At 52.0% G+C, this 23,030-nt stretch carries 27 protein-coding genes and 1 riboswitch; of the genes, 6 read left to right on the top strand and 21 right to left on the bottom strand.

What is annotated here, in order from left to right; all coding sequences use genetic code 11:
* Positions 1-71 precede the first annotated feature (71 nt).
* Together JTI85_RS09415 and JTI85_RS09420 are read left to right on the top strand one after the other, a co-directional pair.
* A complete protein-coding gene (locus JTI85_RS09415; protein ID WP_048212010.1) occupies positions 72-1,130 on the top strand; it encodes an FUSC family protein in 1,059 nt (352 codons plus the stop codon).
* A gap of 238 nt (positions 1,131-1,368) precedes the next feature.
* Positions 1,369-1,704: a DUF496 family protein gene (locus JTI85_RS09420; protein WP_005128046.1), complete on the top strand. Its 336-nt coding sequence runs from the start codon at positions 1,369-1,371 to the stop codon at positions 1,702-1,704.
* Positions 1,705-1,743: 39 nt separating this feature from the next.
* Here JTI85_RS09420 and JTI85_RS09425 read toward each other — a convergent pair whose 3' ends face one another.
* From JTI85_RS09425 to pduA, 21 genes are all read right to left on the bottom strand, one after another.
* Positions 1,744-2,610 (bottom strand): L-threonine kinase, encoded by an 867-nt coding sequence (locus tag JTI85_RS09425; protein WP_101741447.1) that lies wholly within the window; start codon positions 2,608-2,610, stop codon positions 1,744-1,746.
* A gap of 92 nt (positions 2,611-2,702) precedes the next feature.
* Positions 2,703-3,917, bottom strand: a complete 1,215-nt coding sequence (locus JTI85_RS09430; protein WP_115602231.1) for an acetate/propionate family kinase — start codon at positions 3,915-3,917, stop codon at positions 2,703-2,705.
* Positions 3,902-4,354 (bottom strand): propanediol utilization protein PduV, encoded by a 453-nt coding sequence (gene pduV / locus JTI85_RS09435; protein ID WP_061067705.1) that lies wholly within the window; start codon positions 4,352-4,354, stop codon positions 3,902-3,904. The genes JTI85_RS09430 and pduV overlap by 16 nt, the downstream gene beginning before the upstream one ends.
* A gap of 4 nt (positions 4,355-4,358) precedes the next feature.
* Entirely contained in the window at positions 4,359-4,709 is a 351-nt protein-coding gene (gene pduU / locus JTI85_RS09440) for a propanediol utilization microcompartment protein PduU (protein WP_219352483.1), read from the bottom strand.
* Positions 4,709-5,263 (bottom strand): propanediol utilization microcompartment protein PduT, encoded by a 555-nt coding sequence (gene pduT, locus JTI85_RS09445; protein ID WP_219352485.1) that lies wholly within the window; start codon positions 5,261-5,263, stop codon positions 4,709-4,711. The genes pduU and pduT overlap by 1 nt, the downstream gene beginning before the upstream one ends.
* Positions 5,264-5,265: 2 nt before the next feature.
* On the bottom strand, positions 5,266-6,621 hold the full coding sequence (gene pduS / locus JTI85_RS09450; RefSeq protein WP_219352487.1) for a cobalamin reductase PduS: 1,356 nt from the start codon (positions 6,619-6,621) through the stop codon (positions 5,266-5,268).
* The gene (locus JTI85_RS09455; protein WP_219352488.1) at positions 6,618-7,730 is read right to left on the bottom strand and encodes a 1-propanol dehydrogenase PduQ; all 1,113 of its coding nucleotides are present in this window, start codon (positions 7,728-7,730) and stop codon (positions 6,618-6,620) included. The genes pduS and JTI85_RS09455 overlap by 4 nt, the downstream gene beginning before the upstream one ends.
* A gap of 10 nt (positions 7,731-7,740) precedes the next feature.
* Positions 7,741-9,126 carry a CoA-acylating propionaldehyde dehydrogenase PduP gene (pduP, locus tag JTI85_RS09460; protein ID WP_219352490.1) on the bottom strand — a complete coding sequence of 462 codons (1,386 nt, stop codon included), beginning with the start codon at positions 9,124-9,126 and terminating at the stop codon, positions 7,741-7,743.
* The gene (gene pduO, locus JTI85_RS09465) at positions 9,123-10,130 is read right to left on the bottom strand and encodes a two-domain cob(I)yrinic acid a,c-diamide adenosyltransferase PduO (protein ID WP_219352491.1); all 1,008 of its coding nucleotides are present in this window, start codon (positions 10,128-10,130) and stop codon (positions 9,123-9,125) included. The genes pduP and pduO overlap by 4 nt, the downstream gene beginning before the upstream one ends.
* Positions 10,131-10,138: 8 nt before the next feature.
* Entirely contained in the window at positions 10,139-10,414 is a 276-nt protein-coding gene (locus JTI85_RS09470) for a EutN/CcmL family microcompartment protein (RefSeq protein ID WP_219352493.1), read from the bottom strand.
* A gap of 3 nt (positions 10,415-10,417) precedes the next feature.
* Complete coding sequence (pduM, locus tag JTI85_RS09475) at positions 10,418-10,909, bottom strand: microcompartment protein PduM (RefSeq protein WP_219352495.1); 492 nt, start codon at positions 10,907-10,909, stop codon at positions 10,418-10,420.
* The gene (locus JTI85_RS09480) at positions 10,906-11,538 is read right to left on the bottom strand and encodes a phosphate propanoyltransferase (protein ID WP_048211998.1); all 633 of its coding nucleotides are present in this window, start codon (positions 11,536-11,538) and stop codon (positions 10,906-10,908) included. The genes pduM and JTI85_RS09480 overlap by 4 nt, the downstream gene beginning before the upstream one ends.
* Complete coding sequence (locus JTI85_RS09485) at positions 11,538-12,014, bottom strand: BMC domain-containing protein (protein WP_061067712.1); 477 nt, start codon at positions 12,012-12,014, stop codon at positions 11,538-11,540. Before JTI85_RS09485 ends, JTI85_RS09480 begins: the two co-directional genes overlap by 1 nt.
* A 24-nt stretch (positions 12,015-12,038) precedes the next feature.
* Positions 12,039-12,314 carry a propanediol utilization microcompartment protein PduJ gene (gene pduJ, locus JTI85_RS09490; RefSeq protein WP_001057752.1) on the bottom strand — a complete coding sequence of 92 codons (276 nt, stop codon included), beginning with the start codon at positions 12,312-12,314 and terminating at the stop codon, positions 12,039-12,041.
* A 19-nt stretch (positions 12,315-12,333) separates the two neighbouring features.
* The gene (locus tag JTI85_RS09495) at positions 12,334-12,684 is read right to left on the bottom strand and encodes a glycerol dehydratase reactivase beta/small subunit family protein (RefSeq protein ID WP_048211996.1); all 351 of its coding nucleotides are present in this window, start codon (positions 12,682-12,684) and stop codon (positions 12,334-12,336) included.
* Positions 12,674-14,506, bottom strand: coding sequence for a diol dehydratase reactivase subunit alpha (locus tag JTI85_RS09500; protein WP_048211995.1), 1,833 nt, complete (start codon positions 14,504-14,506; stop codon positions 12,674-12,676). The genes JTI85_RS09495 and JTI85_RS09500 overlap by 11 nt, the downstream gene beginning before the upstream one ends.
* Before the next feature lie 15 nt (positions 14,507-14,521).
* Positions 14,522-15,040, bottom strand: coding sequence for a propanediol dehydratase small subunit PduE (gene pduE, locus JTI85_RS09505; protein WP_048211994.1), 519 nt, complete (start codon positions 15,038-15,040; stop codon positions 14,522-14,524).
* 14 nt (positions 15,041-15,054) lie between these two features.
* Positions 15,055-15,729, bottom strand: a complete 675-nt coding sequence (pduD, locus tag JTI85_RS09510; RefSeq protein WP_116360213.1) for a propanediol dehydratase medium subunit PduD — start codon at positions 15,727-15,729, stop codon at positions 15,055-15,057.
* Positions 15,730-15,739: 10 nt separating this feature from the next.
* The gene (gene pduC, locus JTI85_RS09515; protein ID WP_005128020.1) at positions 15,740-17,404 is read right to left on the bottom strand and encodes a propanediol dehydratase large subunit PduC; all 1,665 of its coding nucleotides are present in this window, start codon (positions 17,402-17,404) and stop codon (positions 15,740-15,742) included.
* Between the two features lie 18 nt (positions 17,405-17,422).
* Complete coding sequence (gene pduB / locus JTI85_RS09520) at positions 17,423-18,235, bottom strand: propanediol utilization microcompartment protein PduB (RefSeq protein WP_005128019.1); 813 nt, start codon at positions 18,233-18,235, stop codon at positions 17,423-17,425.
* Positions 18,235-18,516 carry a propanediol utilization microcompartment protein PduA gene (gene pduA / locus JTI85_RS09525; RefSeq protein WP_003030255.1) on the bottom strand — a complete coding sequence of 94 codons (282 nt, stop codon included), beginning with the start codon at positions 18,514-18,516 and terminating at the stop codon, positions 18,235-18,237. The genes pduB and pduA overlap by 1 nt, the downstream gene beginning before the upstream one ends.
* Before the next feature lie 525 nt (positions 18,517-19,041).
* On the opposite strand from pduA, the gene pduF reads away from it, so the two are divergent.
* From pduF to JTI85_RS21375, 4 genes are all read left to right on the top strand, one after another.
* The gene (gene pduF / locus JTI85_RS09530; RefSeq protein WP_101741436.1) at positions 19,042-19,851 is read left to right on the top strand and encodes a propanediol diffusion facilitator PduF; all 810 of its coding nucleotides are present in this window, start codon (positions 19,042-19,044) and stop codon (positions 19,849-19,851) included.
* A 202-nt stretch (positions 19,852-20,053) separates the two neighbouring features.
* Positions 20,054-20,965 carry a regulatory protein PocR gene (gene pocR / locus JTI85_RS09535; RefSeq protein WP_116360212.1) on the top strand — a complete coding sequence of 304 codons (912 nt, stop codon included), beginning with the start codon at positions 20,054-20,056 and terminating at the stop codon, positions 20,963-20,965.
* Positions 20,966-21,297: 332 nt separating this feature from the next.
* Positions 21,298-21,473: riboswitch (cobalamin riboswitch) on the top strand.
* Positions 21,474-21,560: 87 nt separating this feature from the next.
* Positions 21,561-22,940, top strand: a complete 1,380-nt coding sequence (locus JTI85_RS09540; protein ID WP_219352497.1) for a cobyrinate a,c-diamide synthase — start codon at positions 21,561-21,563, stop codon at positions 22,938-22,940.
* Positions 22,937-23,030, top strand: a 94-nt coding sequence (locus JTI85_RS21375) for a hypothetical protein (protein WP_255575595.1), incomplete at its 3' end; no start/stop codon positions are given. The genes JTI85_RS09540 and JTI85_RS21375, both read left to right, overlap by 4 nt.

Below are 23,030 nucleotides of genomic sequence, written 5' to 3' on the forward strand. Positions count from 1 at the left end.
ATAACGATGATGTTTTCACTAAAAAAGCAGGTACAATTCTGTTCTTTGCTATTCCCTGACGGAGTGGATGAGTGCGTGCCGATAAGTCGCTGAGTCCTTTTGAAATTCGTTTGTATCGTCATTATCGCGTAGTGCACGGTATTCGCATTGCGCTGGCGTTTCTTCTTACTTTTCTGTTGGTTCGCCTGCTGGATATTCCTGAAGGTACGTGGCCTCTGATCACGCTGGTGGTGATTATGGGGCCTATTTCATTCTGGGGTAATGTCGTCCCAAGAGCGCTTGAACGCATTGGCGGGACGATTCTGGGCTCAGTACTTGGGCTGGTTGCTCTGCGTCTCGAACTCCTGTCACTTCCGCTTATGCTGATATGGTGCGCAGTAGCGATGTTTCTCTGCGGCTGGCTGGCCTTAGGTAAAAAACCCTATCAGGCGTTGCTGATTGGTATAACGCTTGCCGTCGTCGTCGGGGCTCCCGCGGGTGACATGAATACAGCGTTGTGGCGCGGTGGCGACGTGATTCTGGGATCGTTACTGGCGATGCTGTTTACCGGCATCTGGCCGCAGCGGGCATTTATTCACTGGCGTATTCAACTGGCGCATTGTGTAACGGGGTACAATCGGGTGTATCAGGCCGCGCTCTCCCCCAATCTGCTCGAGCAGCCCCGACTGGAGAAGCATTTACAACAACTACTGAGTGACGTTGTCAAAATGCGTGGACTCATCGTTCCTGCCAGTAAAGAGACCCACATCCAAAAATCCATCTTTGAAGCTATTCAGACGGTTAACCGCAACCTGGTGTGCATGCTTGAGCTGCAAATCAACGCGCTGTGGGCGACACGTACCAGTCACTTTGTGATGCTGAACGCGCATACCTTGCGTGAAACTCAGCTCAGAACGCAACAAGCGCTACTGACGATCACTCATGCGCTATATGAAGGTAATCCGCAGCCGATACTTGTCAATACGGAAAAGCTCAATGACACCGTGGCGGAGTTGCGCCAACTCATCGCTGAGCATAAAGGCGATAATGTTGCTGAAACACCTATTCATGGCTATGTCTGGTTGAATATGGAGATGGCACGGCAACTGGAATTGCTCTCACATTTGATTTGTCGCGCGCTGCGCAAATAAAGAGCAGATAAGGGGATTGGTTCTACTGCTGCTTCGATTCAGCAAAGATTAAGGGTATGATACTGAAAAAGGCTAAAACCATTGGTAACTACAATGGCTTTACCCTCGATAATTCAGGTTTCAGCCATGCATTATCAATGCAGATGCAACTTGAAGTATGGCGGGCATGAAAGTAATGTTGACCCACTTTAGCCGTTGTTTTAACGAATCCGAATCTCACATTATCAGGGGTGTAAAAATGGAAACTACCAAGCCTTCTTTCCAGGACGTGCTGGAATTTGTTCGTCTGTTCCGTCGTAAAAACAAACTGCAACGTGAAATCCAGGACGTTGAGAAAAAGATCCGTGACAACCAGAAACGCGTCCTGCTGCTGGACAACCTGAGCGACTACATCAAGCCGGGCATGAGCGTTGATGCTATCCAGGGTATCATCGCCAGCATGAAAAGCGACTATGAAGATCGTGTAGATGATTACATCATCAAGAATGCAGAGATCTCTAAAGAGCGTCGTGATATCTCTAAAAAGCTGAAAGCCATGGGTGAAGTGAAAAACGGCGAAGCTAAAGCAGAGTAACGTTTTATGGCAGTAGGGGGCGCTGCTAAGCGGCGACCCCTACTGTAGTTTTACCCCGCCAGTTACCATCCGCAATAAATGCTGCTCAGGCCAGTGAGTTGTCAGTTTTTTCTGTGCCAGCATCCATTTGATGTAATCAACATCATGACGTTTTCTGTCCAGCATCAGACCCACCACGCTGCCGCTGTGCGCAACATTCACCCCGTATAAATCGCACTCTTCTACCAGCGCCAATAGCGAATCGAAATCCGGTTTTGGCAACAACATTTGGCTGGCGATTGCGCTAAGCGTGGCGGCCTCCCCCATCCGATAGGGATTTTGGCTAATACAGGCTTCCTGTACTTTTTCCCATGCGCGTTTAAGCGCGGGAGCACCGGCCTGTAACCCGGGCTGGCGCGGAATGCGGTGATAATCTGCGGTACGTAATGTTTCCGGGCTTTCCAGAACCAACAGGTCAAGCTGGGGCTGCGCTTCACAGGGAATTTGCGTAGAGGCGTCGTTATGATCGAAAAGGGTTAACTGGTGGAAAACGGTGCTGTCGGTAGGTTCAAGAGAAACGCAAAGCTGTGCCAGTGTAGGTTCATCAAGCTGATGACCCAGAAAATGAGCGGTGGCAAGCGCGGTGGCGGCAATATCTGCGGTGCTACTGGCCATTCCTTTCGCAATGGGAATCGTTGACTGGATATCTATACGAATATCCTGACTGATATGCGCCGGGTAGTGCCAGTGCTGCAATAACCGGTCAACCATCGCTCGCGAGAGTGGGCGTTCATCCACTTGTGGTGAACCCGAACTGACCTCAACGGTGCTATACCATTCAACCGGGCAGGAGACCAGCTTCTCACTGCCCAGAATCCAGCCCTGGATAAGTTCCCCGCACGATGCAGGACATTGCGCAATAGCCACGTCTTCACCTTTGTGATCAGCAATCCTCGGCGCATAGTGTCATGGCGATCGCGCTATTACCATGATTTGCCGCAATTTGCGGTGCGGCAGGATTAAGCTGGAATGCCCAATGTCACAGTTTCTGATATCGCTATACGCATAACATCCTGCGCGATCATCAACTCTTCATTGGTATTTATAACGGCCACTTTGACCAGCGCAGTTTCAGTTTGAATGAAGGTTGCGTTGCGCTGATTTTTTTCATCATCAACAGCCAGACCTAAGAAATTCAGATTGTGGCAAATCGCAGCGCGTGCTCGGGCTGAGTTTTCACCAATTCCACCCGTAAATACCAAAGCATCCAGACCGCCCATCTGCATAATATAACTGCCTATTGTGGCACGAATTCGCTCTGCAAACAGCGTAAGTGCGAGAGCAGCCTGTGAGTCGCCTTCGTCTGCGGCGCGTTCAACGTCACGATAGTCTGATGAGATACCGGAAACCCCAAGTAATCCTGATTCATTGTTGAGGAGCTGGTTAAGTTGCTGCGGTGTTTTGCCTTCGCGCAGGGCAATCCACGGCAAAATTGACGGGTCAATATCTCCGCTGCGCGTACCCATCATCACGCCAGACTGTGGTGTAAAGCCCATCGAGGTATTCACCGATTTTCCGCCCTTGATAGCACAGATGCTGCTGCCATTACCAAGATGACAACATACGACGCGCAGTGCGCTGAGCGGGACGCCCAGCTTTTCAGCCAACGAGGTACTGACGTATTTGTGGCTGGTACCATGAAAACCGTAACGCCGAATTCCCAGCTCTGAGTAATAGCGCCAGGGTAGAGGATAAATAAAAGAAGGCTCAGCCAGCGTCTGATGAAAAGCAGTGTCAAAAACTGCGACGGCAGGTGCTTCGGGTAATAACTGACGAAAAACTGCGATCCCCAGCGCATTAACCGGGTTATGTAGTGGTGCCAGTTCTGCAAGACGCTCGATTTCGGCCAGTGTTTCATCGTTGACGAGGGCTGAGTCTTTAAAGGACTCACCACCATGCGCGACGCGATGACCGACGCCATCGATCTCTTCCAGACTTTTGATGATGTTCAGGCTAAGCAGTTTTTCCAGTAACAGAGTTACTGCTTCACGGTGATCGGCAACGGGTAACGTCTGCCGCCATTTCTGTACGGGTGTTTTAAGCGTGACCTGCGCGTCAGACATCCCGATGCGTTCAATCAGCCCCTGGCAGATCATTTCACCCTGCGGCATCGCCAGTAACTGAAACTTAAGCGAGGAGCTCCCCGCGTTAATGGCCATTATTTTGTGAGACATGACGGTTCCTTTGCATTCAGAAAAATGAACATCTCATCGACCCCGGTATTCTCCAGCGCGCTGGTGACAAACACGTTCTGCGCCCCAGCCTGCACCAACCAGCTTTCTATGAGTGAAATCTTCTGAGGGTTAGCTAAATCGGCTTTGGTGACGAGGCCGATAACAGGTCTGTTCATTGGACCCGTAAAACCTGGAGAAAAAGGTGACCATGGGGCGTCGGCATTCAGTACCAGAGCGATAATGTCGGCTTCACAAGCGCTGGCCAGTAACGCACTGTACAGGCAGCGGTTCTCAAGATATTCACCCGGTGTGTCTATTGTCGTTGGCGACCAGACAATCGCCTGAGTTTTCTGGTAATGAAGTGCTTCTCCACGCAAACATTGTGTGAGTGATGTTTTACCGCACTGGCTGGGGCCAATTAGCATGATACGTTTCATGAGATTACGTCCGGGTGATGGGACACGCAGTAAAACGCATCATTTCGCCAAGCGTTCTGGTTACCTGTTTCAGCGCGTACTCAACGGCGGAAACATCGCCCGTCAGTACCACTGCACCGGTAAAACGATCGAGAAAACCAATCTCTACCGCCCCGGACTTTGTGGCGATATCACAGGCGATAATTGAGGCTTCACTGGGCGTAATGGTTAAAATACCAATGGCCGAGACTGAATCCTGCAACCCCAGTTTTTTGAATAAACCCTTACCTGGATTAGCAATAAGGTGCGCCAGCGTGACCTGCTTGCCGGGTACGTATTCCTGAATCATTCGATCCGTGGTGGGTTGCCTTTCCATTATCCCTCCACCATCTGTCGCCACATGCTTTCATGCGGACGAGGTATGACCGAGCGGTAAACCAGCAGGCCTTTTTCACCCGCACTTTCACTGGCAACCGTCACCGCGTTATTCACATCGGATACATCGCCGGCAACGACCATGTAGCACTTGCCGCCAATACCAAATGCCATATGGACGCGTACCAGCGTGACGTTGGAGGCTTTAACCGCCCGGTCGGCGGCGCAGATGCAGGCAGCAACGCTCCATGTTTCGACAATACCAACTGCCTGACGCTTATCTACGCTGTTTAGTCCGCTGATTGCGGGGAGTACGCTGGCATGAATGTTGGGGAGTACCAGACTGTCAACGAGCATATCGCCAGCAAGAGAGGTGCCGGTGGTAATCGCCTGCTGAACTGCACCTACGTCACCGCCGAGCATGAGCAGAAATTTTCCCGGGCAGATGGTTTTGCTTACCAGCAAATTCACATTCGCGCTTTTTAACATGGCATCACCAGCTTCCATTCCTTTGGCAATGCTGGTGAGTTCTAAAATCCCTATAGCCTGAGACATGATTAACCTCTTATTACCGTGATGGATTGTTCAGTAATTTCGCTGACAATACCGTCAATACTGGCGTGGACAGGTGCGCCTAATGCTCCGGACGGCACATCGGCGACGCATTGACCGCGAACAACGCGTTCGCCTTGCTGCACGCATGGAATGGCGCTGGCACCAATATGCTGGCGTAGCAACAGCGTCGTTTTATCTGTGGGATAATCAGTCTCAGCCAGTGGCGCGTCGTGATACCAGTCGTTAAGACCCAGTTTGGTGATAAGGCGCTTAACCGGGATCAGCCGGTACTTGGCCATTTCATCCTCAGGATTTAGCGGCCCTTCATATCGATGGTTGAGCGCCCGCAGCTCGCGTTTAAGCATGCGGTTGATGCGCATCGGTGAAATCCCTACCGGACAAGCCACACTTTCACAGACATTGCATTCTGAACAGGTCAGGGCCGTGAGCAGCAACTGCGGCGTGGCTGCCTGCTGATAATTAACCGCGCGAACCAGCAGGTGCGGTGATAACTCGTGGCCAATCAAGTGCCTTGGGCATAAGTCCGTACACAAACGGCACTGTTCGCAAACGGTTTTCGCGACGGAAAGCACAGTACGTTCATCCTGCATCCGCCGCTGAATCAACGCATGAGACTTAGGCAAAACCAGCAGGCCTCCGGTGGTCTTGCTCACAGGGGTATCCAGAGAGGTAATCAGGCCGCCCATCATCGGACCACCGTTAATAAAGCCGGGGTCATCAACGGTTGCGCCTCCGGCCAGTGCCAAAACGTCGCGTAAAGACATGCCGACAGGGACGGTGAGGGTGATTGGTCTGGCGACCGCACCGTTGACGGTCAGAGTACGACGGGTAACGGGGTATTGCTGCTCAACCGCTCTGGCGATGTTGAGCACGGTCTGGACGTTATTGACCACCACGCCGACGCTGACTGGCAGCGCAGCAGGTGGAACTCTCCGGCCTGTTGCCATCCAGATGGTCAGCACCTCATCACCAGCCGGATAAACATCGGGTAAAATATGTAAGCGGATGCCGGCAGGCAGAAGAGGCGTTAACGCATTGATAGCCTTCTGGTATTTCTCTTTGAGCGCAATAATACCGTCACTGGCGCCGGTAGCCGTCATGGCATATTGAACGCCGCGGATAAGTCGCTCAGCCTGGACGGCCATCAATTGCTGGTCAACTTTCAGCATTGGCTCGCATTCTGCGGCGTTTACCAGAAACGTATCAACCTGCGCCTGGAGTTTAACGTGTGCAGGAAATCCCGCACCACCGGCCCCAACCACGCCTGCTGCACGCACGCGATCGCGTATCGTTTGTGCGTCATAAAGAACATGTTCTGCCGTCATGGCTGTCTTCATAATAATTCCTCAAGCAGTTCCTGAATGGCACTGGCATCGGCTACGCGGGGATTGGTTTGCAACGTGACATCAGCCAGCGCGGCCTGAACCATCACCGGGATACGTTGCGAGCAGGCTTGCTTTCCGTCTTTAAGCGCGTCAACTAAAGAAGGCAACGCACACTGTTTTTTGAGTAGCTCGATATGATGAATGAGCGCATTCAGAGCCGTCGTATCGTTCGCGTTATCCGGGCATAAGTGGCAGGCTTTAGCGAAACGGGCATAGCGCTTTGCGGCCCGCGGATCGCGGGCATTAAAATGAATGACATGGGTCAGCAGCAGCGCATTGGCGAGTCCGTGGGGCAGATGAAACTGGCCGCCCAACTGATGGGCAATCGCATGATTGATACCCAGTCCAGCCTGACTAAATGCCATTCCGGCGAGCGTTGACGCGTTGTGCATTTTTCCTCTGGTTGCCAGGCAGTCGCCTTTACTGACGGCGACAGGCAGGTACTGGAAGACGATTTGTGCCGCTTTCTCAGCCAGTGCGTCGGTAAAGTCGCTGGCCTTCGTAGACACGTAAGCTTCCAGCGCGTGCGTTAACACATCCATGCCGGTATTCGCAGTGATGGCTGGCGGTACGCTGACGACCAGCGTCGGATCGAGGATGGCCATGTCCGGGTAAAGCGCATTATTGAATAATGGATACTTAATGCCTTTGTCCGGATCGCTAATCACGCAGGCGCTGGTCACCTCCGATCCCGTACCGCTGGTGGTAGGGATCGCGACACAGGTTTCAATTTCGATACCGAACTGTCGGCTAAACCAGACGATGGCTTTTGCGGCGTCAAGTGCGGAGCCACCGCCGAAACCAATCACCACATCCGGTTGCAGGGATTGCATTTGTGCAATCCCTTGAACTACCGTACCAATGGTTGGATCGGGTGTGATATCACTGAAAATGCTGATGCGATTATCCGCGGGCAGCGTATTTCGCAGCTCTTCAATCAAGGGAGAACGCGCGAGAAAACCATCGCAGATAACCCAGATGTGCTTATTTTTGAAGCGCTTGAGCACATCCAGACTTCCCTGGCCGCTGTACAATCGAGTTTGCAGTGAAAAGCTTTTCATAACGGCCCCATTAGCGAATAGAAAAACCGTTGGTGAGCACACAACGACGAGAGCGTGCGAAAGTTCGCGCTGACGTTGTGCCTTCACCGGTTGGAGTAGCAATAGTAAAGGTGGTAAAGCCTTCACCGCCGACACCAATACCGGCGTAAGAGGGGCCATTTTTCACAAAAATTGAGGTCTGAAGGGTGCGGGCGGCAAGATTCAGACGTGACACGTTTTGTGAATGCATGATGGCAGTGTGATGCAGTCCCTCTTCAACTTTCAGTGCCAACGCCAGTGCACTGTCAAAATCCTTTACGCTCACGATGGGCAGCATTGGCATCAACTGTTCGCTGGTGACCCATGGATCGTCAGCATTGACGATGCCAATCAACAGGCGAGGTGTTTTTGCCGGAACCGGTATGTCCGCAGCTTCAAGCAGGGCTGCTGGACTCTTTCCAACCAGTTTTTTATTGGCTATGCCTTCAGGCAGACAGGCGGCGCGCAGTTTGTTGATGTCTTCGTTGTGCAGAAGTAACGCGCCAAAAGACTGCATTTGTTGGACCAGTCGTTCAGCAACAGCATCGACAACAATCAGGCTTTTCTCAGCAATACAGGGCAGGTTGTAATCAAACGATGCACCGTTGATGATATCTTCCGCCGCCTTAACCAGGTCGGCAGTTTCATCAACAATACAGGGCGGATTTCCTGCACCTGCGCCAATGACTTTTTTCCCGCTTTTCATACCCATAGCAACAATGCCAGGGCCGCCGGTAATCGCCAGAACTGCGATTTTAGGGTGTGCCATCATCTGCTGGGTAGCCTCAAAAGTGGGTTCTGTGACCGTGACGACAAGATTCCGGATCCCGCAGCAGCGGAAGGCAATATCTTCAATCATGGCAATCAGTTTCAGTGATACTGCTTTTGCGCCAGGGTGCGGGCTAAAATAAACGCTGTTTCCCGCGGCCAGCATACTGATGCTGTTATTGATGATGGTTTCCGTCGGGTTGGTACTTGGCGCAACGGAGCCAATCACCCCAAATGGAGAGTACTCAAATAACACCATGCCACCGTCACCGGTTAGCGCCGTGGTAGTGAGGTCTTCGATTCCCGGGGTGTTGTCCAGCGCGGCTTTGTTTTTGAGGAATTTATCCTCTTTGTTGCCCATTCCGGTTTCGGCAGCGCTCTCGGCGGCCAGTGAAGCCAGGTGAGGCGTCAGTTCTTCTCGCAGGGCATTGATGATGGCGCTGCGGGTTTTCAATGGACATTGCTGATAACGCAGAAAAGCCTGATACGCGGCATCAATTGCTTCGTTAACGGAAGGAAACATTCCATTACCCTTAACTTCTGCTTTTGCCGGGGCGAGTTGTTCACTCAAAATGTTACGAATAAGCGTTTCAAGTTCTGAAGTATTCATTGATGTGTTCTCACGTTAATCGCCGCAATGGCCGTTTCTGCAATGTCCATATCCTGCTCAACGCTTCCCCCGCTGATGCCAAGACCCCCAAGGAGTAAACCCTCTCGCCATAATGCGTACCCGCCACCGAAGGTGACGACTTTTCCCTGCATATGGCTTTCCAGACCGTAAAGCGCGGCCCCTGGTTGCACCGCTGATGTCAGCTCGTGCGTGGCGGTTTTCATCGCCACGGCGGTCCAGGCTTTTTTCGGTGCCAGTTCGCTACTGACGAGCAATGCGTCAGGCATGCGCCAGGTCACCGTTTGAGTTCCGTTCGCATCAACAATGCAAATGACGACCGGAACCTGAATTTCTTCTGCTCTCGCCACCGCCGCGCGAGTCAGTTGGTGGAGCTCCTGAAAAGACAGTGACATAGTCGGCTCCTGGGTGGCTGATGTGCGGATGGCTGCGAGATAGCGCTCCGTCACTTTCTGAATAATGTGGTTTTGATGAGCATCATGATCTTCTGCGCGTGCAAGCGCATATAAGCAATCGGACAGGCGATTGATGTAACGCATCAATACATGTCTGACGGAGATCTCTGTGGAGAGTTCGACCAGTCGCCGCTCTGCGCGGCGAGCCAGTGTGCGGGCGAAGTGTAGTCGGCTGGCGGCTTCGCTGCGGCCTGGTAAAATAAAGCTGTGTAGGGGCGGTACTCTCCCCATCGCGGTATCGATGGCGGCTTCCAGTGCAGCAATTTCTTCTGAGCTGATGTAGCGCTGTTCTGGCGTTGGCTGTTCGCTTTCGCTTGCCAGTTCGGCGCTGAACCAAAAAAGCTGCAGCTGAATATTTTCAAGCAACTGGCGGTGCTGCGGGTTTTTCGCCGCGCAAACGCACAGGCTAAGCGCTGCATTAAGCTCATCCAGCGTACCATAAGCCTCGACGCGCGGATGCGTTTTACTCACGCGTTGTCCGGTAAAGAGAGCTGTTGTACCGGCATCGCCCGTTCGGGTATAAATCGCCATAGTTCCTCCTAACGAGAAAGCGTGTCGACAATGCCGACGATAGCCAGGTCGATGGCCTCATTCGGGCCGGAAAAAACGTGTCTGGCGCAGGATCCGCTGCTGAGTAACACCAGTTCGCCCGTTCCTGCACCGACTGAGTCAACCGCGACTTCATCTCCGGTAGCGGGGGAGGCGGGGAGCTCTCCGTCAGCACTCACCCGACGTACCAGCAAGAGTTTTTTTCCCACCAGTGATGGGGATTTTTGCGTGGAAACCACAACGCCTGTAACCCGGGCCAAATGCATAGCTCACTCCTGCTTAATTAATTGGACATTTCGCGTACCGACAGCTTCCTGAGCCAGAGCCGTCACGACACATCGACGGCGTAGTACCAGTACACCACCCTTCAATTGGGCGACGTCGGCGTAGCTGAGAAGCGTTTCAGGATGCAGCACGATGATTCGTCCCAACTCGTCACTGAACTCCAGCGGCAGACGCGCGAGCTTTTTCACGGGGAGTGCCGGTAGCAGCCGATGCTGTAGAGAGATTTTTACGCGAAGCCCGCATGCCAGCGCCTCGTGGATTGTTACCACTGCGACACTGGACGGACTGCAATCTGCAATTTTTTCCAGTAAAGGCAGGTCTGCCTGAAGGAGGTGCAGTGACGAGTACTGACAACATAATGTCAGGGAATCGATTTCCCGTAACTGTGCGACGCTCAGCGTGATGGTACTTTCCGCGCGTTTTTTTAATCGGGAAACAACCTCCTCGATAATGCGTTGCAGCAGTTCGTTGTTCATCGTGAGGTCACCAGTGTGGCAAATGCCTGCGGATTATCAGCGCCTGCTGCATTGGCTTCGTCTGTATCGATATGCATCTCAAGGCGCATATCCGGCGAAACACGTACGGCGACGTTATCGAAAATCAGTCGGCGTTCATCGCCATTGATTGCCACGGAGACTTTATCTCCATGAGAGACACGCAGTATCAGCGCATCCAGCGGCGACATATGGATATGTCGCTGGGCAACAATAACCCCGGAGGGTAACTCCAGTTCAGCAAAGGGGCTGATAAGACGAATGCCAGGTGTACCCTGAATATTGCCGGACATGCGCAGCGGCGCAGCGATACCTAATGTGCGGGCGTCGGTACGAGATATCTCCACCTGGCTAGTACTACGCAGTGGACCAAGCAGACGCACATTCTTTAACTGACCTTTCGGTCCGACCAGCGTGACGGTCTGATCTGCGGCATATTGTCCGGGCTGCAACAGACCCTTTTTCTCGCTAATCGGCTGATTAGGAAACAGGCGAGTGTAGTCCTCGGCGCAAAGGTGGATGTGGCGATTCGAAATCCCGAGAGGGATAGGGCGTTCACGCATTTCATCCAGTATTTTACTGACCGTTGTTTCCAGTTGCTGTTTATCCATTACGCTTCACCTCGTTTACCAGAGTGCAGACAAAGAGTGCGCGGCTCGCCCTTTTGACGGGGACAGGCAGGGTCAAGACACAGATTGCAGCTAATCAACTCTGCCTGTTGCGCGGCTTCAGGTAATGCAATTTCTGTAGCCATCTCTTCTTGCTCTTGCGATAGATAAGGTATCGGTTCTGGCGCTGGTGCTGGCTCTGGCTGCACGGGCACACTGTGGGAAAGAATGCCTTCTCCGGGCCTGGAAATGACCCTGTGCGCGACCAGTCCATTTCGCAATTCTGCTAAATTAGCACCGGTGGATATAGCCGCCTGAACGGAGGCCACATCCCCGATTATCTTGATCACCGTCCAGCCTGAGCCGTTGGTTTTTTCGAGGCCCACCAGCGTGATGGAGGCGGCTTTCGCCATGACGTCCGCGCAACTGATGGCTAATGCCAGACCACTAACTTCAAGTAATCCCAGTGATTGCTTCACGCTGTGCTCCTTGTTTGCAACGACTTATGCAGATTTAGGTAAAATGGCTTCAACGTCGCTATGCGGACGCGGGATAACGTGGCAGGATTTCACCTCGCCAACGGCGCTTGCTGCTGCGCTTCCTGCATCTACCGCTGCTTTTACGGCGCCGACATCCCCGCGGACCATCACGGTGATCAGGCCTGAACCAATTTTTTCGTAACCAACCAACTGCACGTTTGCGGATTTCACCATGGCATCAGCGGCTTCAATAGCGCCGACAAGCCCTTTTGTTTCAACCAGTCCCAGTGCGTTATTCATACTGCTTTTCTCCTGTGGATTATGAGTGGCATTCGCGGAACGGAATGCCTTTAACCAGCCGCGCAGCGTTATTGCCAATGCTGCGGCGATCATGGCTATTTTGTTGATACGTCAGCGTAAAAAGTGGCGCTGATGTAGGTAAGTTTTTGTAGTGCACGACCAGTTTTTCATGACTGCAGCCAATGCCAACCAGCAATGGTGATTGGCAGGCAGCCAGCCATGCATTGTGGATAACGTCAGTTGAATGGCTCTCCTGAATCACAAAGGGGATCCCTTCTTCCTCAATACCCAGCAGCACGTCATTCCAGACTTCAGCGCAGCCGGTAGTAGTGAAGATAACAATGGCTGGCGTGGTGAGATTACTTTCCATGAGCGAATGCCTTGTACCAGGAGAGAATCAACCCTGTGGCAACCGCATTGCGCGGACCTTCGGTGCCACGAATGTTGCCGCGCCCGGCAACGAGGCGATAATGAGCCAGTGCATCGGTGACCAGTTGCGGAACTTCGAAGTCCAGCGAGGAACCGCCAACCAGCACGACAAAAGGAATGTCCCGAATATTCCCGGTCGGACTTACCTGACGCAGCGCTCTGAGCGCGTTGGTGACGAAAACGCGCTCCTTGGCGCTGCGGCGAATGGCGCGAACTTTCTCCAGCGCCAGTTCGCCCGGCAGTGGCACCAGTTCATCGGGTTTCACCACGCACACGCGGGCAAACACCGTTGGCGGGAGCGGGGTGGGGAAGAACTGGACGCTGCCGTCTTCGTGGCGAAGATGGAACAAGCTTTCAACTTTCGCCAGCGGGTATTTTTTAATTTCTTCAGCGAGATAACGATCATCCAGCCCCAGTTCTCGGGCAATGATCATTGTGACCATATCGCCGGCCCCTGCCAGATGCGTGGCAATAATTTCGCCTTTCGGGTTGATGATAGAGGCGTCAGTAGATCCGGCCCCAAGATCCAGAATAGCCAGTGGACGTGTAGTACCCGGTGTGGTTAAGGCACCCAGAATAGCGGCTTCGGCTTCAGCACCACCAACCTGCACATCAATGTTGAGTTTTTGCGTTATTTCCTGGGCAATCATCGCCATTTGCAGGCGATCTGATTTCACCATAGAAGCAATACCAACGGCCTGTTCCAACGAAAACTCGCCGGCAAGTCCCCCGGTCACGCTGACTGGGACTGAAGTATCAACTGCCAACAGATCCTGAATAAAGATTTCATGACTGGGTTTGTTGGTTAATTCAGCCATTGTCTGGCGTACGTGCTCCAGCATGCCGCCAATATTGGTTCCCGCCTCTCCGGTGACGTTATCCAGTTTCGGGCATTCGCCAACCGCTTTCATAATCGCGTCGGCACCTGCCGCGACGTCGACGCGTACGGTTCGTCCTTGCGATTGCAGTTCCAGGTTTCCGGCAGGTATTGCACGAGCTTTCACATCACCTGACGGCGTTTTCACCACTACCGCAGAGCGGTTGCCAATCAGTGCGCGGGCCATGGGGACAATGTTCTTGGTCTCCTCTGCGCTAAGGCTAAAGACAGTCGCGATTCCGTACGGGTTGGAAAGGGTTTCGATAACCTTGCCTGGAACCGCGACCTCAATAGCGGCCAGCATACCCAATGGGATGCGGTCGATATGAAGCACTTCATCGACGATGGGCAGGGGATGAGTCAGACGATTGCTGACCAACACGCCATCGTCCTGCTGCAAAATAACGCCAGTTAACTGGTACCCGGCGCGGACGGAAGCATTTATCATCGTGGCGACATCGGCGAAATCAAATGCTGATGACACTACCAGAATATAGGGCGTATCTGCCGGACGACTGAGCAGGTCTTCCGGCGTAATCGTGATGCCGACGCCTAACCCGACGCCGCCTGGCGTTTTAGGGTTATGACCGATCATAGTGGACTCAGTGATGATGGTTTCGGTGATCGTTTCCATCGCCACGTCGCCAATGACCGGAGTGGCTTCGTTAATACGGATGAGCGCAATATCGCTGACATTGATTCCGGCGTTTTTAGCCGCCAGCGTAAGCGCCTCCTGAATGCCAAACACATTACGCAATGTGCCCTTAATCCCGGTGGTTTCCGCCAGCGCACTGCTGGTGATGCTCAGTGCGCCAGACTCATCCAGGGTAGCCAGAGCGACTTCCGTGGATGAGTTGCCTATGTCAATGCCAGCTATATATCGCATGATCCTGTCCCTGAGTTAGTCGTCGCCTTTGAGTTTTTTACGCTCAACGTACAGCGCTGCCGCTTCACGAACGAAAGCTGCGCAGATCTTTGCCTGATAACGATTTTCGAGATCGTCGGCGATGGCCATCAGCTCGTCTTTCGTTGAGCGGTACGGGCGCAGCGCGTTGTAGATCTCAAGAATACGGTCGTCAGGTACGGCGGTTAGCTCAGCGGCGCGCTCGAAGTTCATCGCCAGCCTGTCACGTCCGGCATCCTTGGCGATTTCCGCCTGGAGGCGCAGCGTTTCAGGGGTGATGCGCATGTCTTGCGCCGTCACTTTGTTGCTCAGAACATTTTCGAGCGTGAAGTCATCCAGGGTTTTGTTGGTTGCGGTTTTTACCCACTCAGGATGTTTATTCGCGAGAGGGTAGTCCGAGACTTTCGCGGTATGAGCTGATGAACTCGCCGTGGTCGGAGTTGCGGACTCTCCCTGCAGGCTGTTCATCCGGCTCAGCACATCCCGAACCATCGATTCAATTGCGTCGGTATTCATGGAGTTATCCTTTATCAAAGCGCCACGCGCAGTTCCTGCGGGTTTTTGCCCGTCACGACGTATTTGGTCTCTTTAATGTGCAGAATGGCTGATTTCGCCTGGTACTTAGGACGAGCCATCTGGTCATTCAGCGTAGGGACCGGTTGCGGAGATTCACGCTTGGCATAACGCGCGGCGTTTTTACCGATCTGACGGTAGGTTTCCAGCGTCAGAAGCGGTGCCTGAGGGAACAGCTCCAGGTTAGAAAGCGGCGGTAATCCCTGCTGATGAATAACCGTGGTGCCTTTTGACTGGATGCCGATAGAGATCCCGGAGCCACTCAGGCGGTTACCTTCCACGGCAACAAACGCCACATCAGAGGATTTAAAGCAGCGGATAACGCGCGCTTTAATGCCTTCTTCTTCAATACCGGCAATCACTTCGCGTAAGATATTTTTGTGCGGTATACCGACGATATTGACGGTTTGCGACAGACCAAACGCTGGCCCTACGGCAATAATCACTTCATCCTGCTGCTGGCCCTGTTTGGCTTCGCCAATCTCAGTCAGAAAACTGTCGCCTTGTACCGCTGCAGCCTGTGGTGCGCTAGCCGCTGTCGTTGAGCTGAATGAGACAGGTTTGTCGCTGGTTTGCATTTCAGACAGTACGTCTTCAATTATCTGGCGCAGCAGCTTTTCATTGATTTCCATTTTTCACCCCTTAGCCAAGTTCGTTGGGATCAAGTGCGCCAGGGATGTTTTTGATCTCTTCCCAGCGTTCGCCTTGCAGGCGATAACCTGTTGCCGGACCGGCATAGTCATTGACGTCATTTACTGCGGACAGCACCTGTCCGTCGCCAACGATAATGGCGGAGGTATGCAGATAATCCCCGGTTAACTTGGCTTTCTGGATGTTGAGCATGTCCTGAGCGACATCGGTAAACCCGCCCTGAGCAAGAGCTTTCACCACTTCCAGACCGTTACGGTTTTTATTGATGATCTCTTGCGCAAATTTGATGTCTTCAACGATGTTACGCTCTGGCATATCTTTTGAACCGTGGGCGTAGGTCGCGGCCTCGACTTCTTCGTCGGTGATTGGCGGTAATCCCATCCCGGCGAATACGGCCTGCAGTGCGCGAGCTGCTTTATTGCGAATGGCGATAACGTCTTCTTCTCGCACCGGACGCAGACCACCGTCGACTTTCAGATCGCGCTGGATGACGTTGTAATCGTCAAAATCTTCGGCATCCTCGTTGGAACCGGCGAACATGTTGTCGTAGTTCGGAACAGCGGAATAACCAGATGAAATGAAATCTGTACCCGGCAAGAATTGCATCAGCAGACGAGCAGTACGACGCATATCGGAGTGGGTAAAGGTCTGGTCATTACTGGAGGCACACTCCAGATCCAGTGACGAGCAGATCAGGTTTTCTGCCAGCACCGCGCGAATACCCGATGGCACGGCTGAAGGTACGCCAATGCAACTTACTGAACCGTTTTGCAAACCCTGAACGCCAGCTGCCTTGGTGATGTAAATGCAGCGCGCTTCCAGATAAAGCATCGATTTGCCTTCGGCGTAGCCCATCTGAACTTCTGAACCGGAGCCAGACGTGAAGCGCATTTTCAGGCCGCGTGAAGCGTAAGAAGAGGCCAGAAAACCTTTTGACCATGGCGTGTCGTCACCGTCGGTAAAGACGGGTTCAGTACCGTAGACGGAGATCGTTTCCGCATAACAGGTATGACCTAACATACCGAGTTTCAGCTCGGTGGCTTCTTCCAGAGAACACTGAGTTAACACACCTGGGCGTCCAACCTGCGAACCTACCAGCAGTGCAATCGCGTTAAACGGCGCGTAACGTGCAACAGCAACGGTCGTTTCCTGCTCATCAAAGCCACGCCAGGCACCCTCTGCAGCATCGGCGGCAATCTGTACCGGGTTATCTTTGACGTTAGTCACGTGCGCTTGTTGAGATGGGGTACGGCGGGCACGCATTTTCTGCATGGCCATCATCATCTCAACGACGTTCATGTGCGAAACCACTTCCACAATTTTCGCTGGCGTCATTGCCGTGGTCAGAGGAACAATGTCCATACGCTTGACGTTGGGGTCGCAAAGCATATTGGCGAGTTTAACCGAGTCCATCGCCATCACCTCTTCAGCGCGAGCCAGGTTAATGCCGTAGCGCGCGATGAAGTGGTCAATCAGATCAAATTCACTGGCGGATTTGCCGTCCAGTTCAGTGACCATCCCGTTGACGATTTTAATCGACGGCTTAGGGTCGTTCGGGCTTTCCATCGCAATGAAGCCTTCTTCGATCCACTCCTTAACGAAGCCGTCCTGATTCACAGGGCGTTTCGCCAGTGCTTCAAATCTTTTCGATCTCATGAATCAGCCTCACTGATATCAGATATAGGACGGACGGTCGTTTTTGGGTTCTGAGCCGAGGGTCGCCAGCACGGTTTTACCGATTTCACGGGCTGAGATAACAGCCTGACGCACGGCCCCTGAGTCACCGGAAATGACCAAAATGGCTTCGTTGCTGAAACTGGTGCCATGGGCGGGGGAGCTGTAGGCCACCACTTCAACATTGGCGGATTTCAGCGCCGTATCGGCCATCAGGACACCTACGGATGCGGGTGCGCCGACGATGACGCCACAGGCACGACCAATCGGTGCGCCAAAGGCTTTTTCCAGCGCGTAGCTGGCGCGTGCGGTGTATTGCATCTCGATGTGACCGGCTTCGTTGGCATAAACGTCGCCAAAGGTGCGATCCAGCTCTTTCAGCGCAACTTCAATCCCGCGCTTCACGTCAGAAACGTCGTTACCGCCGAGAATTATTAGCGAACCATGACCAGCGCCGCCTTTGGTATCACGCGGCAACTCGATGCTGACGACTTCAGTATTTGTGGCTTTCACCGCTTCATCAGCAGCCATGATGTGTGGACCCGCACCAGTACGTGCGCCAAGGATGCCAATGGAGCGATAACGCTTTTCAAGTTTCATCGCGTCCAGTAAGGCGCTATCTACGTTGGCGATCACCAGACCGACGGTGTCGCCAATCGCAGTACCGACAAATTCCGTTAAACTGCAGCTCTTCTCTGCCATAGCCGTTTCTCGTGTTGGAGGATTATTTTCAGGGATAGCCTGCTGTTCCGGCGTCGCCACGCGAGCAATCACCTGCGCCATGATCTGTTCAACCAGCTCATTGCTGCTCATTAGCTAATTCCCTTCGGTAAGATTTTTTCGACATCGGTATGAGGACGTGGAATGACGTGTACGGCTTTCACTTCTCCCACGTTACGGGCCGCGGCGGCACCGGCATCTGTTGCTGCTTTAACAGCGCCGACATCACCGCGGACAATGACTGTTACCAGTCCCGAACCAATTTTTTCGTAGCCGACCAGCATTACATTGGCTGACTTCACCATTGCATCTGCGGCCTCTATGGCTGCAGTTAAGCCTTTGGTTTCTACCATTCCTAACGCTTCTTGTTGCATAAAGACCTCGCCTGGGTTGTCCCGATTTTCATGACTATAAAAAGAAGCGAGGAAAAAGAATGGCTGACTTGAATGTATGAGAGAAAAAATAGTGAGGAACTGGTGATATAAAATTGCTGTTAATTATTTTATTGTGTTGTTTTTATTGATTATTTTTAGATTTGTTGATGTGATTATTTGGTTATGTTAATTCCATATTTACACTTTTGAACGTGACAGGCAAAATATCATTTGCTATGCGGGGAAAATGAATTTGTGACGGTTATCTGAAAACAAGATTATGCTATTGGCAATATTTTATTATTTCTAAAATGTACAAATAATAGAGAAATTCCCCGTCATTTGGCTTTGTTTAATAAAAGTGATGGCAAGAATTTGCTATCGCAACACGATTTTTAAAGTCATACCGCCCGCAGATTGCCAACAATTTGCCGACATGGCTTTTTATAGTAAGCCTCGAAGTATTCTACTTGCCAGCAAGGAGTCCGCTGGTAAAGACACGAACTCTGCTTAGAAGGTGTCACAATGAACGATTCACTAAAAGCGCAATGCATTGCCGAGTTTTTGGGTACCGGGTTGTTTTTGTTTTTTGGCATTGGATGCCTGAGCGCCCTGAAAGTAGCCGGTGCCAGTTTAGGGTTATGGGAGATCTGCATTATATGGGGACTGGGGATCTCTCTGGCAGTTTATCTGACAGCAGGGATCTCAGGTGCACATCTCAATCCCGCTATCACCATCGCACTGTGGTTGTTTGCCTGTTTTCCAGGTCGTAAAGTGTTGCCGTACTCCATTGCTCAGGTGGCTGGTGCTTTTGGTGGCGCTCTGCTCGCCTATTTGTTGTATGGCAGTTTGTTTATCGAGTACGAAACCGCCCACCACATGGTGCGGGGTAGCTTCGAAAGTTTGCAGCTTGCCAGCATATTTAGCACTTATCCTGCCGCTGCACTCAGCGTCTGGCAGGCTGCACTGGTGGAAGTTGTGATTACCTCCATTCTGATGGGGATGATCATGGCGCTCACCGATGATGGCAATGGGATTCCCCGGGGGCCGTTGGCACCACTACTGATCGGTATTCTGGTTGCCGTTCTTGGGGCATCGACCGGACCGCTTACCGGATTCGCCATGAATCCGGCTCGTGATTTTGGGCCAAAATTGTTCGCATGGATGGCGGGTTGGGGGGATGTCGCGATGACTGGGGGGCGTGATATTCCTTACTTTATTGTCCCGATCGTGGCACCTATCATTGGCGCTTGTGCGGGGGCAGCAATTTATCGTTACTTTATTGGCAAAAACTTACCGTGTAATAGCTGTAAGCTGGAGGAAAATGAGCGTTAGCTTCACGGAAAATGTTTATTTTTGAAATGTAATAACTGTTTTCGTGATCAGGTTTCCTGAACCGCTTAAAAAGTCTCCCAAGAATGGGAGACTTTTGTTATGTTCGAATACGCCTTTTATCATTGCTCTGGATAGCGAGATGAAAAGCAGATGTAAATAATGTGTTTTATTTATAACAATAAATTAACTGAGAGGTTTTATCATGATTTCTGCGAGTGCCCTGAACTCAGAACTCATTAATAAAATCGCACAGGATTTTGCGCAGGCCACCAGTCTGGCTGTTGTGGTTGTCAATATTCACGGTGATGAAATTTCTGAGCTTTTTAATTTCACTCCTTTTTGCCAGTTGATGCGCCAGCATCCTCAGCATAGTACACGATGTCGTATGAGCGATCGCTGTGGGGGACTGGAAGCTTCAAAATCCGATCAACCCTGCATTTATCGCTGCCATGCCGGACTTACCGACTTCTCCATTCCGCTGGTCATTGCGGGACATCTGGTCGGGTTTGTCTTATGCGGTCAGGTGCGCCTAAGCAATGACGTGGGGCTGGTGGATATTCTGAACGTGGACGACCGTTGGCAAGCCGATCCCGAACTGGTGAGTGAATTTCGTAATGTACCGGAAATGGACTATTCGCGGGTTATTGCTTCCGCGGATTTGCTAAAGCTCATTGTAGAAAATTGTCTTAAAAAACAACTGAATTTCGTCGTAATCAAAGACAATCCGCAACAGTCAGAGCCGGTGCGGGCTAATCGTAGCCCGAACCCTCATGACAGTAAAATGAAGAAAGCCTTGCGCTATATTGATGCGCATTTATCAGACGAGCTGCGTCTGGAAGATGTTGCCTCTCACGTTTATCTCAGTCCTTACTATTTCAGCAAATTGTTCAAAAAATATCAGGGGATAGGGTTTAACGCATGGGTAAATCAACAGCGAATGGCGAGTGCCAAAGAGTTGCTTTGTCATAGCGACTGGAGCATCGCCAGTATTGCGCGAAATTTAGGCTTTTCACAAACCAGTTATTTTTGCAAAGTATTCCGTCAAACGTACCAGGTTACGCCGCAGGCTTTCCGTCAGCAAATAAATGTCACCTCATCTGAAGAGACAGCTTAAATAGCAATAATTTGCTATTGCCGATTTTTGATATCGTACGCTATGTCAGTCATTATAAAATGAAAAATAACTACAGCAGTCAATAAATTGTCATAGCGCAACAAAATAATAGTATTTGAGGGATAAACTGCACCAGTTTTTATTTTTGTGATGAGATACAGTGTCTGTGTGAAAGACTTTCTTTATTCTTTAATGACGCTTTCATTCAAAAAATGAACATATGAATAAACGGGTTGAGGCCATAACATTGGTTGAATGTACCCGGCAAGATATTAAATTGAATTATTGTCATGAGGTCGTGAATTTGCCTCAAGACACAGAGCCAAATTAAATCGGCTCTTGAACTGACAGGTTTGCCACATTTGTGGTAGGGAAGGGGGTGAGAATCCCCCGCAGCCCCCGCTGCTGTGATGCTGACGACCCCGTATAGACCACTGATCGCAAGATTGGGAAGGACGGGCGAGGACGACGCTAAGCCAGAAGACCTGCCTGTCGGTGACTACCAACAACTTCGGTGGGAAGTGGGTTGCGCAGATGCATACAGTCGAGAGACTGGGTATCTATACACCCCTACCACCCTGAACAGGATCAGGGTATGGCGGCCAGTTTTCACGCATTTGTTCTTGCAGGTACCGGTAGCGGCTGTGGCAAAACCACGGTGACGCTGGGCCTGTTGAGCCTGATGAAAAAGCGCGGTTTACGCGTCCAGCCATGCAAAGTCGGTCCTGATTACCTTGATACTGGCTGGCACACCGCGGTGTGCGGCACGGCTTCCCGCAATCTTGATAGCTTCATGCTACCCACCTCTACACTGAATGCCTTATTTTGCGAGCAGATGCAGCACGCGGATATTGCCGTTATCGAAGGCGTTATGGGGTTATATGACGGCTATGGTACAGACCCTGATTACTGCAGTACTGCGGCGATGGCGAAACAGTTAGGTTGCCCGGTCATCTTGCTGGTTGATGGTAAGGCGGTTTCCACTTCGATAGCCGCCACGGTGATGGGATTCCAGCATTTTGATCCCAGTCTGAACATTGCAGGCGTGATTGTTAATCGGGTCAACAGCGAAACACATTACCAGCTACTCAAAGTTGCCATTGAGCGTTACTGCTCCGTGCCTGTATTAGGCTACGTTCCCCGCATGGAGGGCGTCGCGCTTCCTGAACGTCATCTGGGTTTAGTTACCGCTCGTGAGTCAGTTATCAACCAGCAGCCGTGGCAGGATTTTGCCGCGACGCTGGAACAGACGCTGGATATCGACGCGTTGTTGGCATTAAGCCAGTTAAACACCCTTCCTCTTGGCGAATGGCCCGCGCTACCGGCAGCAGACGCAGGGGTAGGGCTAACGCTGGCCATTGCTGATGACGAGGCGTTCAACTTTTATTATCCGGATAACATTACATTACTGGCGCGTACGGGCCTCAATATTGTTCGTTTTAGCCCGCTGCATGATACCTGTTTACCAGACTGTCAGATGATTTGGTTAGGCGGCGGGTATCCGGAACTGCATGCTGCGGCCCTGGCCCGTAATGTCACCATGCTGGAGCAACTGCGAGCGGCGCATCAGCGTGGCGTCGCTATTTATGCAGAGTGCGGAGGGTTGATGTATCTCGGTAGCTCGCTGGAGGACAGCAACGGCGATTGCTGGCTAATGGCGGATATCATTCCTGGGCACAGCAAAATGGGCAAACGGCTGACCCGGTTTGGCTACTGCGAGGCACAAGCCACACAGCAAACATTACTGGCAACGGCCGGTGAAGTCCTGCGCGGGCATGAATTCCACTATTCCGACTTTACCCCTGAAACCCCGGCGGTGATGAATTGCCGCAAGGTGCGTGATGGCAAAACGCTGCAGGCCTGGTCAGGTGGATGGCAGGTCGGAAATACCTTCGCCAGTTATCTGCACGTTCATTTTGCCCAGCGCCCCGAAATGCTCAATCACTGGCTGGCCGCTGCGAGGAATGCGCTATGACGATACTCGCATGGTGCGTTGCCTGGCTGCTGGATTTTATCATTGGTGATCCGCAGAACTGGCCGCATCCGGTGCGCTGGATTGGCAACC

It is taken from the genome of Citrobacter sp. Colony219 (genome assembly GCF_019382635.1).
Taxonomy (GTDB): domain Bacteria; phylum Pseudomonadota; class Gammaproteobacteria; order Enterobacterales; family Enterobacteriaceae; genus Citrobacter; species Citrobacter youngae.